This is a genomic window from Sphingopyxis sp. LC363, from assembly GCF_000756385.1.
In the GTDB taxonomy this organism is placed as follows: Bacteria; Pseudomonadota; Alphaproteobacteria; order Sphingomonadales; family Sphingomonadaceae; genus Sphingopyxis.
In genome coordinates this window covers 115,095-128,140 of the sequence record NZ_JNFC01000072.1, presented here as the reverse complement: position 1 = coordinate 128,140, position 13,046 = coordinate 115,095, and the positions used below count along the sequence as shown (strand labels likewise).

Sequence of the window (13,046 nt, the reverse complement as noted above, 5' to 3'; positions counted from 1 at the left end):
AGTCGTAGCGGCCATTGAGAGAAGAAAGCCCCTCCCCTTCAGGGGAGGGGTTGGGGGTGGGGTCTATCGGCCTTGCGCAAGGCCGATAGACCCCACCCCACTACGACTAGGCAGCAAGCTGCCAAGTCTGCGTTGCCCCTCCCCTGAAGGGGAGGGGCCAAATTGCCGCAACGTCCGCTCCCCACCCCAAAGCGGACGTTCGTCAGAAAACAATCTGCGCGCGCGCGCCGACACTGTCGACGCCATAGTCGCGGTCGCCGCCGGCGGGGATGACCGCGTCGTGATATTGCAGCCGCGCATAATTGATCATGAAGCGCACATAATCGATTGGCGTCCAGATCAGCGACGCCATATAGCCGTCCTGCTTGCCGCCGACGATGCCCGCGTCGTTGAGGTCGAGGTGATCGTAGCGCAGGTTGATCTGCCAGGCGCCGATCCCGCCGTCGCTCACGGGGTTCTTGACATGGACCTCCTTGAAGATGCCGCCTTTGTAGGCGCGCGTGTCGTCGGTCAGGAACAGCCCGGCCTCGACCGAGCCGCCGAAGAAATGCGGATCGGCGAGGCCCGGACGATCGACTGACTGCCAGAAGGCCTCCGCCGCGCCGTGCAGGCGCCCGCGGATGAAGGCGGTCTCGGCGCCGAAGCCGGTCTCCGCATCGGCCTCCATATTCGGGGTCGCAACGAAGCGAATGTCGGCGCTATGGACGAGCGGGCGCTGGCGATAGCGCACCGTCGGCACGGTATCGCCGAGCTTGCGCCAGTGCGCCGAGCCGCCGAAGTGGAGCTGGGTCTTGCCCGCCTTGGGCGCGTAAACGACGCGGCCGTCGAAGCTGTAGCCGTCGTTGCCGCTGTCGAGCGCGGTGAAGTTGTCGGTGAAGACGCCGCCCTGCAACAGCAGTGCGCCGGTCGAATATTCGGCCGAAACGCCCGCGCGGCGGATGAAGTTGAAGGCGTCGGTAAAGGCCGAACGCTCGATGAAGCTGGTATCGTTGCTGCTCGACAATTCTTCCAGCCCCTGGAAGCTATTGTGCTGGCCGACGGTGAGCTTCAGGGGTCCGTCATCGTAGGTCATGAACGCGTCGAGCAATACGACGTCGCTTTCGGCGAAATCGGCCTCGACCTTATATCCGAAGCCGCCGGGGATCGTTCCGCCGAAACCCATGCGGATGCGGCGCAATTCGTTCGAAAAGCCGAGCGCGGGATCGGTGATCGCGCCGGGTGCGCCGACATAGGCGGCATCGACCTGAACCCGGCCGCGCGGCTTGAAGCTCCAGCCGTCGGCGGTCTTGATCTCGGGCGCGCCCTTCCATTTGATTTGCGTCGCCGAGGCCTCGGGGGCGGGCGCCGGAGCGGGAGCCGGCGTCGCGACGGGCGGCGGCGACGCCTGATCGAGGCGCGCTTCCAAGGTTTCGACCTTGGTCCGAAGCGCCGCGAGTTCGGCGCGCAACGCGGCCGCCTCCTCGGCGCTCATCGCCTGTGCATGCGCCGTCGCCGGCAGGCTGAACATCGACGTCGCCAAAAGGGCGGCGACCAGGGCGTGGCGCATGAACGAAGCTCCATTGCGAAAAGGTGACTGTCCGATGGCGCTATTATTGCTGGTATATGACAATCCGGCGTCACTGACATGACAATTCAGCGACAATTGATGTTTTTCGGCGGCGCGCATCCCCCTTGCCTGCCCGCGATGAACGGTTAAGGACGGTCGCGTTTTCATTGACAACTTTTCAGCCTTTCCGGGAGACCATCATGACGATCAAATTTGACGGCCGCGTTGCCATTGTCACCGGCGCCGGCGGCGGCCTCGGCCGCGCCTATGCGCTCGAACTCGCGCGGCGCGGCGCCAAGGTCGTGGTCAACGATCTCGGCGGATCGCGCGACGGCACCGGCCATTCGGACGCGGCATTGCAGGTGGTCGAGGAAATTCGCGCCGCGGGCGGCACCGCCATGTCCAACGGCGGCAGCGTCACCGAATATGAGCAGATGGTCGAAATGGTCGCCAAGGCTAGGCAAGAATGGGGCGGCGTCCACGTCCTGATCAACAATGCCGGCATCCTGCGCGACAAGAGCTTTGCCAAGATGGAGCCCGCCGATTTCGACCTGGTGCTGAAAGTTCATGTGTCGGGCAGCGCCAATGTCACCAAGGCGTGCTGGGAGCTGATGCGCGAGCAGGCCTATGGCCGCATCCTCATGACCGCCTCGTCGACCGGCCTCTACGGCAATTTCGGGCAGGCGAATTACGGCGCGGCGAAGTTGGGCCTCGCAGGGCTGACCAAGACGCTCCACCTCGAAGGCGCGAAATATAATATCCGCTGCAACACGATCGCGCCGGTCGCGGGGACGCGGATGACCGAGGACATCTTCCCGGCCGAGCTGTTCGAGAAGTTCACGCCCGAGAATGTCGTCCCCGCCGCGCTCTATCTGGTCAGCGAGGATGCCCCGACCAACATGATCGTCGGCGCGGGCGCGGGCGCGTTCCATGCCGCCTATGTCACGATGACCCCCGGCGTCGCGCTACCCGAAGGCGAACGCACCCCCGAGGGCGTCGCGGCGGCGTGGGAGAAGATCATCGACCGCAGCGGCGAAACCGTCCCGCAATCGGGCAGCGAACAGTCGATGAATGTCATGAAGGCGTTGATGGCGCTGGGCTGAACCTAACGATCCTCCCTGTCGCGGAGCGATGGGGAGGTGACAGCGCGAAGCGCTGACGGAGGGGCGATGACGCTACCGTCGCGGCTCCTCCACCACGCCCTTCGGGCGCGGTCCCCCTCCCCATGGCCTTCGGCCACAGGGAGGATTAATCCGCTTCACTGTATTGACACAGCAACACGCCAGTGCGATAAGGGCGGCGGGGCAAGGGGATCGGACAGAAGGACGACCCCGATGTATAGTGAAAGCGACCTGCAAGCCGCGGTCGATGCAAAGGTTCTGACGCCGGAGGCCGCCACGGCATTCCGGTCGCATATCGCATCGGTTCGCGCTGCCCCCGGAGCGGATGAGGAATCATTCCGCCTCATCACCGGCTTCAACGATATTTTCGTCAGCATCGCGGCGGTCATCCTGCTCGTCGCGGTGGGCTGGATCGGCGAATCGATCCATAGCGCGCTCGCGGGCGCCTTCGTCGCGGGCTCGGCCTGGTTCCTCGCTGAATATTTCACCCGCAAACGCCGCATGGCGCTGCCCAGCATCGTGCTGATGCTTGCCTTCGCGGGCGGCGTCGCGGCGACGATGATCGGTTTTCTGGTCGAACATGGCGAAGCGATATTCGGTCAGGACCCCGGCGATACGGTCGGGGGACTGCTGATGGGCGGCATCGCGTTGGTCACCGCAGCCGCGACCTGGTTCCACTGGCGGCGCTTCATGGTGCCGATCACCGTCGCGGCGGGCACGGCCGCGCTCGCGGCGATGGCGGTGGCGCTGATCCTGTCGATCACCGGCATGCCCGAAGAACCCGACGCGCTGGTGATGTCGCTCGTGCTCATCGCCGGGCTCGGCGTCTTCACGCTTGCCATGTGGTGGGATCGCAGCGACCGTGCACGCCAGACGCGCCGCAGCGATGTCGCCTTCTGGCTCCACCTGCTCGCCGCGCCGATGATCGCGCATCCGATCTTCTTCCTGCTCGGCGTCACCGAAGGCGAGAATATCACGAGCATCGCCGCGGTGCTGGTGATCGGCGTCTATATCCTCTTCGGGCTGATTGCGCTCGCGATCGACCGCCGCGCGCTGCTCGTCTCGGCGCTCGCCTATGTGCTCTTCGCGATGACCCAGCTGTTCCGCACCTTTGGCGCGGTCGAGCTCAATGTCGCGCTGACCGCTTTCGTCATCGGCTCGGCGCTGCTGCTGCTTTCGGCCTTCTGGCAGAATGCCCGCGCGGTCGTTGTCGGCCTGCTGCCCGACGATCTGGCGAACCAGCTGCCCGCGACCGTCCGGACCGCCGGCGTCGCGGCGCACGGATAGGAAATCGCGGAAAAACAAGCCGGGCCAAGCCGGTTTTCGGGGGCTCCGACGGAAGGGTCGGGGCCCCTTTTTCGTCGCCGCCATCCGGCGACCGGGCACCCGGAGATGATTCGCCCCCTTGCCTGCACGGCGAGGCACGGTAAGAGAAGCGCGGATCCGCAGGGCCGAGCATCCTGTGGACCGTGCTTTCGCCTGAGCCGCAACGGCAAGGCGTTCCTGCACCCCAGTAACAGGGCGCGGACGGGCGGGTCCGGGCCAAGGAATGTGCCACTCTCCCAGGTGAAGCGATGACACCGCCGAACATCTTGATGGTGGAGGACGACCCTCCGATCCGAACCCTGACCGCGCGCGCGCTGCAGGAACATGGTTATATCGTCCGCACCGCCGGGACCGCGCCGCAGATGTGGGACGCGCTCCGGGCGGCGCCCGCCGACCTCTTGCTGCTCGACATCATGCTGCCCGGCACGTCGGGGATCGACATCTGCCGCGAAGTCCGGCGGACGAGCGACATCCCGATCATCTTCCTGTCGGCGAAAGGGACCGAGACCGACCGGATCGTCGGGCTCGAACTGGGTGCCGACGATTATCTTCCGAAACCGTTCGGGGTTCGCGAACTCGTCGCGCGCGTGCGCGCCGTGCTGCGGCGCCACGCGATCGAGCGGCCGCAGGCGGACCGCGAGCGCGGCCTGATCCGCTTCGACGATTGGACCGCCGACCTTCCCCGGCGCCAGCTCACCTCGCCCGATGGCGCCGCGGTCGAGCTGACCGGCGCCGAATTCGACCTGCTCGTCAGCCTGTGCGACAATGCCCAGCGCGTCATCGCGCGCGAGCGGCTGATCGAATTGTCGCGCACGCGGCTTGGCGACAGTTCGGACCGCAGCATCGACGTCCTCATCAGCCGCCTGCGCCGCAAATTGTCGAGCCCCGGCAAGCCGGCACCGATCGTCACCGTTCGCGGCATCGGCTATATGCTGAACGTGCCGGTGGAGCGGCTTTGAGCCTGTTCGAAAAGCGCGGCTTCGGCCTGTTCGGACAGATCGTCGCGATCCTGTTCGCCGCGGTCCTGCTCGAAAGCGCCGCGAGCATGTTCCTCTATGAGCGCGCGAGCCAGTTTTCGATCAACGGCGACAAGGCGCGGCGCCTTGCCGAACATCTCGTCCTCTCGGGCAAGCTGATCGAGGAAGCGCCGCGGTCGCAGCGCGACACGGTGGCGTCCGAACTGACGACGACGCGTTATCATCTGGTGTGGCAGGAACGGCTGGTCAATCCGCCGCCGGTCTCGCCCAAGCTCAACCAGATCACGCGCCAGATCCTCGACTGGGAGCCCGAGATACAGAAACGCGACCTGCGCCTCTATCTCCAGTCGCCGGGGCTGCACAGCACGATTTCGGGCGCGATCCGCCTCAACGACGGGAGCTGGGTCAGCTTCAGCGCGCGCGACCATGTCCGCAAACTCGACCTGACGCTGTTCCGGACCTTGCAGACGCTGGTTCCCGCGATCGCGCTCGTGCTGCTCGCCAGCCTGCTCATCCGCCATACGCTCCGCCCGATGCGCGACCTGACGCGCGCCGCCGAGACGCTCGGCAAGCATGATTTCGTCGATGTCCCGTTGCGCGGCCCCGCGGAGGTCCGGAAGGTCATCGACGCCTTCAACGACATGCAGCACCGCATCACGGCGATGATCGCCGACCGCACGCAGGCGCTCGCGGCGGTGGGACATGATTTCCGCACGCCACTCGCGCGGCTGAGGCTGCGTGCCGACAGCGTCGCGGATCCGTCGGTCGCGTCGGCGATGGAGCAGGATATCGGCGAGATGGAGCGCATGATCGACTCGCTGCTCGCTTATCTTTCGGGCGACATCGACGATCCGACCGAGCCCGTGGCGCCGACCGACATCGCGGTGATGTGTGCGACCGCGGCCGACGAGGCGAGCGACCGCGGGCATCGCGTCCTTTATGCCGGGCCCGATCATTTGGTGCTGTCCGTGCATGGCATCGCGATCAAACGCGCGCTGCTCAACCTCGTCGGCAATGCGCTGCGCTTCGGGAACGAGATCGAGGTGCGGCTGCGCAGCGGCGACCGGCGGATCGAAATCGAGGTGGCCGACGACGGCCCCGGCATTCCCGAACATCTGCGCGAACAGGCCGTCCAGCCCTTTGCGCGGCTCGACAGCGCCCGCGCGCGCGACACCGGCGGTTTCGGGCTCGGCCTGTCGATCGTCGAGCGGATCGCGCGGATGCACGGCGGCTCGCTCGAGCTCGGGCAGAGCCATCTTGGCGGTCTCGCCGCACGCCTGCACCTTCCTGCCGCCTGAGAAACATTTCGTTACACAGGCGCTGCACCGCAGCAAAATTCGATCGCCATGTGCGTGAAACCAACCAGCAAGGAGTGGTTTCATGAACGATCTGATCGGGCGCGTGTTCGATTTCGAAAAGCGCGTCTTCCCCAGCCGCAACGACCTGTTCGCCAAGCTCGTCGCCGACGGCCAGAGCCCCAAGGCGCTGATGATCTCCTGCGCCGACAGCCGCATCGTACCCGAACATATCATGCAGGCCGAACCCGGCGACATGTTCGTCTGCCGCAACGCCGGCAACATCGTCCCGCCCTTTGCGACGCAGAATGGCGGCGTGTCGTCGACGGTCGAATATGCCGTCGCCGCACTGGGCGTGCGCGACATCATCGTGTGCGGCCATTCGGACTGCGGCGCGATGAAGGCGCTGATGAATCCGCACATGATGGAAGGCATGCCCAATGTCGCCGCCTGGCTGCGCCACAGCCACGCCGCCGAGCATGTCGTGCGAACCGGCTATTCCGACCTTGACGACGCCGGTCTGGTCCGCGCCGCCAGCCTCGAAAATATCGTCGTCCAGCTTGCGCATCTGCGCACCCACCCCTCGGTCGCCGCGGGTATCGCGCGCGGCGAGATTTCGCTGCACGGCTGGTTCGTCGACATTCATCTGGGCGTCGTGATGGGCCTCGACGGCGCCACCGGGCGCTTCATCCCGATCCGTGCCGAAGACCCCCTGCCCGTCGCGCTCGCCGCCGGGCAGCGGCTCGCGATGCACGCCGGTCAGGCAGAGGCCGCCTGATCATGGCAAGCCAGGCTCTCCCCGCCAGCTCGGCCAGTGGCTTTTCGCGCGATTTCGCGGCGTCGATCGTCGTGTTTCTCGTCGCGATGCCGCTGTGCATGGGCATCGCCGTCGCATCGGGACTTCCGCCGGAAAAAGGCCTGATAACAGGCATTATCGGCGGGATCGTCGTCGGCGCGATCGCCGGTTCTCCCCTCCAGGTCAGCGGCCCCGCCGCCGGCCTCGCGGTGATCGTGTTCGAACTGGTCCGCACGCAGGGCATGGAGGCGCTCGGCCCCATCCTGCTCATCGCCGGCGCGGTCCAGCTGATCGCCGGCGTGATGAAACTCGGCGGCTGGTTCCGCGCGATTTCGCCGGCGGTCGTCCACGGCATGCTCGCGGGCATCGGCGTGCTGATCGTCATCGGCCAGTTCCACGTGCTGTTCGATGCCAAGCCGCTCGCGAGCGGGCTTGAAAATATCGCCGCGATGCCGGGCCGCCTGCTCGGCCTCAACGCGAGCAGCCCCGGCGGCGCCGAACTCGCGCTTTTGATCGCCGGCATCACGATCGGCGTCATGGTCGCGTGGGAAAAGTGGCGCCCGGCGTCGATGCGCCTCGTCCCCGGCGCGCTGCTGGGCGTCGTCGCGGGTACGGTGGTTTCGCTCGTGCTGGGCATGAATGTCGCGCGTGTCGAGGTGCCCGATTCTATCCTCGCCGCGATCACCCCGCCGACGGCTTTCGCAAGCTGGCTGACGCCCGAAATCATCGCCGCCGCGATCGCGGTCGCGTTCATCGCCAGCGCCGAGACGTTGCTGTCGGCGGCGGCGGTCGACAAGATGCACGACGGTCCGCGCAGCGATTTCAACAAGGAGCTGCGCGCGCAGGGCGTCGGCAACATGCTGTGCGGCGGCGCGGGCGCGCTGCCGATGACGGGCGTCATCGTCCGCAGCTCGGCGAACGTCCAGGCCGGTGCCGTGTCGCGCCGTTCGACGATCCTGCACGGCGTCTGGATCCTCGCGTTCGTCGCGCTGCTGCCGTCGGTGATGCGCGCCATGCCGATGGCGACGCTCGGCGCGGTGCTCGTCGTGACCGGCTGGCGGCTGGTCAAGCTCGACCATGCGCGCGAGCTGCTCAAGCACCACGGCGTGCTGCCGGTACTCATCTGGGCGACCACCCTCGTGCTCGTGGTCGCGGTCGACCTGCTGACCGGCGTGATCGTCGGCATCCTCTTCTCGCTCGTCGAACTCATCCCCCATGTGCGCCGCCTGCGGCTCAAGGTGGATCATTCGGACAATGCGGAAGGGACGCGCGTCAGCCTGTCGGGCGCGGCGACCTTCGTCCAGCTTCCCAAGCTGGAAGACACGCTGGGTTCGATCCCGCGCGACAAGGCCGTCACGATCGACTGCGGACAGCTTTCGGGGATCGACCATAGCTGTGCCGAATTGCTGCGCGACTGGGTCGCACGCCGCAAGGCGCATGGCAGCCCGACGGTGCTGCTCGGCGACGACAAAAGGCTGCGGCGTCTGGCGACCGCCTGACTGATCGAGAGCTCCCCCCGAAGGGCGGAGGAACGGGTGTGGGTCAGGCGACCAGAGAGAGGCCTGATCCACACTCGCCGTTTTGGAGGTGGACGCTGCGACAGCAGCATTCCTGATTGAATTCCTGATTGAATCGTCATCCGGCGAAAGCCGGGATCTCAGCGTCTCGGCCTGACGCACCGGCGAGATCCCGGCCTTCGCCGGGATGACGAGGTAAAGATTGGTCTGACCTAGTCGCCGACCAGCTTCATCAGCTTGCGTTCGACCGGAGCAAGCACATTCGACAGCTCGTCCCCGCGCTTCAAAATCGCCCCGGCTTCGGAGACAAGGGCCCACATGCCCTGCCGGCTCCGCAAGGCGGGGCGTTTTTCGATGCGATATTCGGGCCGCTCGGCAGCGCGGCGAAAAGCCGAGAAGATCGCGGCGTCGCGGTGGAAATCCATCGCATAGTCGCGCCAATGCCCCGCCGCGACCATGCGGCCATAGAGGTCAAGAATGCGCATCAGTTCTGGGCGCTCGAAGCCGGTCTGCAGCGGTGCCGTTCTAGTTGCGAACGGCAGGGGCGTCACCGTCCCCATCAGGCGCGGGTCCGGCTCCCTTTGCGCCGCGGCGCTTCGTCATCCACGGCGGCAAGCTCGCGTTCTTCGAGCAGCGCTGCGAGCTGCTTCTGCATCTGCTCGAGCTGGCATTGCAGCAGTTCGACCTTTTGCGTCGCGGGGTCGAAGGTTTCGCTGCACGGCGTGCCATAGGGCACGAATTCGCGCGCATATTCGGTCGCGTCGAGCAGGGTCGAGCGCGCCGGGATGCCGACCATCACCGCACCCTCGGGCACATCCTTCGTCACCACCGCGTTGGCGCCGACGCGCGCGCGCGCGTTGACGGTGACGGGGCCGAGGATCTGGGCGCCCGAACCGACAATGACATCGTCGGACAGCGTCGGGTGGCGCTTGCCGCCGATGCCGTTCGCGGGGTCGGTACCGCCGAGCGTCACGCCCTGATAGATGGAGACATTGTCGCCGATCTCGGCGGTCTCGCCGATCACGACGCCGAAGCCGTGATCGATGAACAGATGCCGGCCGATCGTCGCACCCGGATGGATGTCGATCGCGGTCAGGAAACGCGACAGATGATTGATGAAACGCGCGAGGAAGAACAGCCGCGCCTCGAACAGCCAGTGCGCGACGCGGTGCATGCCGACCGCGAGCAGCCCCGGATATAGCAATATTTCCCAGCGCGACCGCGGTGCGGGATCGCGTGCCTTGATCGAATCGAGATAGGCGACCAGCCCGTTGAACATACAATGTCCCCTGCGACCCTATTTGTTCCCACCAAGATAGAGGCTGGGAAGCGCCATTTCCAGCCCCGGTGCGTTTTTCCTCGTCAGCGGCCGAAAAGGCCGATGCGAAGCAGGAGCAGGCCTTCGGAACGCAACCGGCGCTCGCCTCCGTGGCTCGCGATCAGACCGGCCCAGCGATCGAGCATCAGCAGCGCGCGACTTCCGGAGAAATCGCGGCGTGCCGGCGTTGCGGAATTTCTGGCATCGGCCAACCGCGCCCTTGCTTCGGGTTCGGCTTCGACGACGCCCGCGCCCCAAACAAGGCCCCAGCGTTTGCCGCCGACCTCGGTGCCGCCGGACAGCGCGAAGAGATGGGCGCCGAAGCTTTCGGACGCCGCGAACCGATCGGCATCGCTTTCGGCGAGCAACATCGCCTCCGCCGCATCGACCAAGGCGTCGAGGCCGCCCTGCCCCGACCAGCTCGCCTGAAGCTCGGCAAGCAAGGGTTCGCCCTTGGGCAGCGCCGCGGGGTCGTTCGCGATCATCGCCGCCATGTCGCGCCACCAGGCGAGCTTGATCTGCCCGATCAGCGGCTCGCGCGCGTCGAGCAGCAGCTTGGTCAGCCGCGCGGCGAGCCCCCATAGCGCCGCCATGGCGGGGCGCCGCTCGCGGGGCACCGCGACCATGACGCGCGGATCGCGCATGTCGGGGTAGAACGCCGTCTCCGGGTCGTCAGGCGCGATTGAGGACCGCCTTTACCGCCTTCACGACGCGCGGCGTATCGACGAGCGCGGCCTTTTCGAGATTGTTCGCATAGGGCAGCGGCACATCCTCGTTGCACACGCGCATGACGGGCGCGTCGAGGTCGTCGAAGCCATGCTCCATCGCGACCATGGCGAGTTCGCTGGCGATCGAGCAGACCGGCCAGCCTTCCTCGACGACGACGAGATGGTTCGTCTTCTTGAGGCTGGCGAGCACCGTCGCGGTGTCGAGCGGGCGGAGCGTGCGGAGATCGATGACCTCGGCGTCGATCCCCTCGCCCGCCAGCTGGTCGGCGGCTTCGAGCGCGAGCCCGACGCCGATCGAATAGCTGACGATGGTGACGTCGCCGCCCTGGCGCATGATCCGCGCCTTGCCGATAGGCAGCACGAAGTCCTCGACGTCGGGAACCTCGAAGCTGCGGCCATAGAGCAGCTCGTTTTCGAGGAACACGACCGGATCCTCGGTGCGGATCGCGGCCTTCATCAGCCCTTTGGCATCGGCGGCGTCATAGGGCGCGATCACGATCAGGCCAGGGACGCTGGCGTACCATGGGCCGTAATTCTGGCTGTGCTGCGCGCCGACGCGCGCCGCGGCGCCGTTGGGCCCGCGGAAGACGATCGGACAGCGCATCTGGCCGCCCGACATATAGTTGGTCTTCGCCGCCGAGTTGATGATGTGGTCGATCGCCTGCATCGCGAAGTTGAAGGTCATGAATTCGATGATCGGCTTGAGGCCGCCCATCGCCGCGCCCGCGCCGAGACCGGCGAAACCATATTCGGTGATCGGGGTGTCGACGACGCGTTGCGCGCCGAATTCCTGCAGCAGGCCCTGCGTGACCTTGTACGCGCCCTGATATTCGGCGACTTCCTCCCCCATCACGAAGACGCGGTCGTCCTTGCGCATTTCCTCGGCCATCGCGTCGCGCAGCGCTTCGCGGACGGTGAGTTTGACCATCGCGGTGCCTTCGGGAATCGCGGGGTCCGAGGCGCGTTCGGTCGCGGCGGGTTTCTCGGCAGCGGGAGCGGGGGTCGGAGCAGGAGCCGGCGCTTCGGCCTTGGGCTCTTCCGCCGGAGCGGGTGCCGCGGCAGGCGCCGCCGCATCCTCGCCCTCACCCGCGATCGTCGCGATCACCGTGCCGACCTTCACATTGTCGGTGCCTTCGGCGACCAATATCTGGCCGATCGTGCCCTCATCAATGGCTTCAAATTCCATCGTCGCCTTGTCGGTCTCGATCTCGGCGAGGATGTCGCCCGACTTCACCGTGTCGCCTTCCTTGACGAGCCACTTGGCGAGCGTGCCCTCTTCCATCGTCGGCGACAGCGCCGGCATCTTCAATTCGATGGCCATCTCAATATTGCTCCACCAGCACGTCGGTATAAAGTTCGGACAATTCGGGTTCGGGCGCGCTTTCGGCAAAGTCGGCCGATTCCGCGACGACTTGGCGGATCTCCTTGTCGATATCCTTGATCTTGTCCTCGCTGACGCCGGCGTCGGTCATCAATTTCTTCAAATGCTCGATCGCGTCGCTCTTGTCGCGCACCGCCTGCACTTCCTCGCGGCTGCGATATTTGGCGGGGTCGGACATCGAGTGGCCGCGATAGCGATAGGTTTTGAGCTCCATCAGCACCGGACCCTTGCCCGCGCGCACCCATTCGAGCGCCGCCTCGGCCGCGCCGCGCACCGCGAGCACGTCCATGCCGTCGACCTGCATGCCCGGGATGCGGAAGCTTTCGCCGCGGCGATACAGCTGATCCTCGGCCGACGCGCGGTTGACCGATGTGCCCATGGCGTACTGGTTGTTCTCGATCACGAAGATGATCGGCAGCTTCCACAGCTCGGCCATGTTGAAGCTTTCGTAGACCTGCCCCTGGTTCGCGGCGCCGTCGCCGAAATAGGCCATCGCCACGCCGCCGTCGCCGCGATATTTGTGCGCGAAGGCAAGCCCGGTCCCGAGCGACACCTGCGCGCCGACGATACCGTGGCCGCCGTAGAATTTATGCTCGACGCTGAACATGTGCATCGAGCCGCCCTTGCCCTTCGAAATGCCCGCCTGGCGTCCCGTCAGTTCGGCCATGATAACCTTGGGATCGATGCCGTAGGCGAGCATGTGGCCATGGTCGCGGTAGCCGGTGATGACGCTGTCCTTGTCGCCGTCGAGCGCCGACTGCAGGCCGACCGCCACGGCTTCCTGGCCGATATAGAGATGGCAGAAACCACCGATCAGGCCGAGACCGTAAAGCTGCCCCGCCTTTTCCTCGAAACGGCGGATGAGCAGCATTTCGCGGTAGAATTTCTCGAGCTCCTCGGGCGACGCGTCATAGGGGACGGGATCGCGCGGCATCTCGCGATTGGTCGCGGGGGCTGGGGTGGATGCAGTCTTTGTTGGCGCGGCAGACTTGCGCGCGGGAGCTTTGGCCAAGACGGGTTCCTTTGCATTTAGCCGTTACG

General features: G+C 66.1%; 12 protein-coding genes. 6 read left to right on the top strand and 6 right to left on the bottom strand.

Annotation, left to right across the window (positions count from 1 at the left end; all coding sequences use genetic code 11):
* Nucleotides 1-202 precede the first annotated feature (202 nt).
* Nucleotides 203-1,546 carry an OprO/OprP family phosphate-selective porin gene (locus FG95_RS19105; protein ID WP_052182524.1) on the bottom strand — a complete coding sequence of 448 codons (1,344 nt, stop codon included), beginning with the start codon at nucleotides 1,544-1,546 and terminating at the stop codon, nucleotides 203-205.
* 200 nt (nucleotides 1,547-1,746) lie between these two features.
* Between FG95_RS19105 and FG95_RS19100 the strand changes: the two genes are divergently transcribed.
* From FG95_RS19100 to FG95_RS19075, 6 genes are all read left to right on the top strand, one after another.
* Nucleotides 1,747-2,649, top strand: coding sequence for an SDR family oxidoreductase (locus FG95_RS19100; RefSeq protein ID WP_037557950.1), 903 nt, complete (start codon nucleotides 1,747-1,749; stop codon nucleotides 2,647-2,649).
* 231 nt (nucleotides 2,650-2,880) lie between these two features.
* Nucleotides 2,881-3,954: a hypothetical protein gene (locus tag FG95_RS19095; RefSeq protein WP_037557947.1), complete on the top strand. Its 1,074-nt coding sequence runs from the start codon at nucleotides 2,881-2,883 to the stop codon at nucleotides 3,952-3,954.
* Nucleotides 3,955-4,241: 287 nt separating this feature from the next.
* Nucleotides 4,242-4,952 carry a response regulator gene (locus FG95_RS19090; RefSeq protein WP_037557946.1) on the top strand — a complete coding sequence of 237 codons (711 nt, stop codon included), beginning with the start codon at nucleotides 4,242-4,244 and terminating at the stop codon, nucleotides 4,950-4,952.
* On the top strand, nucleotides 4,949-6,268 hold the full coding sequence (locus tag FG95_RS19085) for an ATP-binding protein (RefSeq protein ID WP_037557942.1): 1,320 nt from the start codon (nucleotides 4,949-4,951) through the stop codon (nucleotides 6,266-6,268). The genes FG95_RS19090 and FG95_RS19085 overlap by 4 nt, the downstream gene beginning before the upstream one ends.
* Nucleotides 6,269-6,350: 82 nt before the next feature.
* Nucleotides 6,351-7,043: a carbonic anhydrase gene (locus FG95_RS19080; protein WP_037557940.1), complete on the top strand. Its 693-nt coding sequence runs from the start codon at nucleotides 6,351-6,353 to the stop codon at nucleotides 7,041-7,043.
* Nucleotides 7,044-7,045: 2 nt separating this feature from the next.
* A complete protein-coding gene (locus tag FG95_RS19075; RefSeq protein ID WP_037557938.1) occupies nucleotides 7,046-8,560 on the top strand; it encodes a SulP family inorganic anion transporter in 1,515 nt (504 codons plus the stop codon).
* 230 nt (nucleotides 8,561-8,790) lie between these two features.
* On the opposite strand, the gene FG95_RS19070 is transcribed toward FG95_RS19075, so the two are convergent.
* From FG95_RS19070 to pdhA, 5 genes are all read right to left on the bottom strand, one after another.
* The gene (locus FG95_RS19070; protein ID WP_037557936.1) at nucleotides 8,791-9,138 is read right to left on the bottom strand and encodes a DUF2794 domain-containing protein; all 348 of its coding nucleotides are present in this window, start codon (nucleotides 9,136-9,138) and stop codon (nucleotides 8,791-8,793) included.
* On the bottom strand, nucleotides 9,138-9,857 hold the full coding sequence (cysE, locus tag FG95_RS19065) for a serine O-acetyltransferase (protein ID WP_037557934.1): 720 nt from the start codon (nucleotides 9,855-9,857) through the stop codon (nucleotides 9,138-9,140). Before cysE ends, FG95_RS19070 begins: the two co-directional genes overlap by 1 nt.
* An 83-nt stretch (nucleotides 9,858-9,940) precedes the next feature.
* Nucleotides 9,941-10,540, bottom strand: a complete 600-nt coding sequence (locus tag FG95_RS19060) for a hypothetical protein (RefSeq protein WP_235211622.1) — start codon at nucleotides 10,538-10,540, stop codon at nucleotides 9,941-9,943.
* Nucleotides 10,541-10,568: 28 nt separating this feature from the next.
* Nucleotides 10,569-11,945 (bottom strand): pyruvate dehydrogenase complex E1 component subunit beta, encoded by a 1,377-nt coding sequence (locus tag FG95_RS19055; RefSeq protein WP_037557930.1) that lies wholly within the window; start codon nucleotides 11,943-11,945, stop codon nucleotides 10,569-10,571.
* Between the two features lies 1 nt (nucleotide 11,946).
* On the bottom strand, nucleotides 11,947-13,017 hold the full coding sequence (gene pdhA / locus FG95_RS19050) for a pyruvate dehydrogenase (acetyl-transferring) E1 component subunit alpha (protein ID WP_037557928.1): 1,071 nt from the start codon (nucleotides 13,015-13,017) through the stop codon (nucleotides 11,947-11,949).
* Between the last annotated feature and the right edge of the window lie 29 nt (nucleotides 13,018-13,046).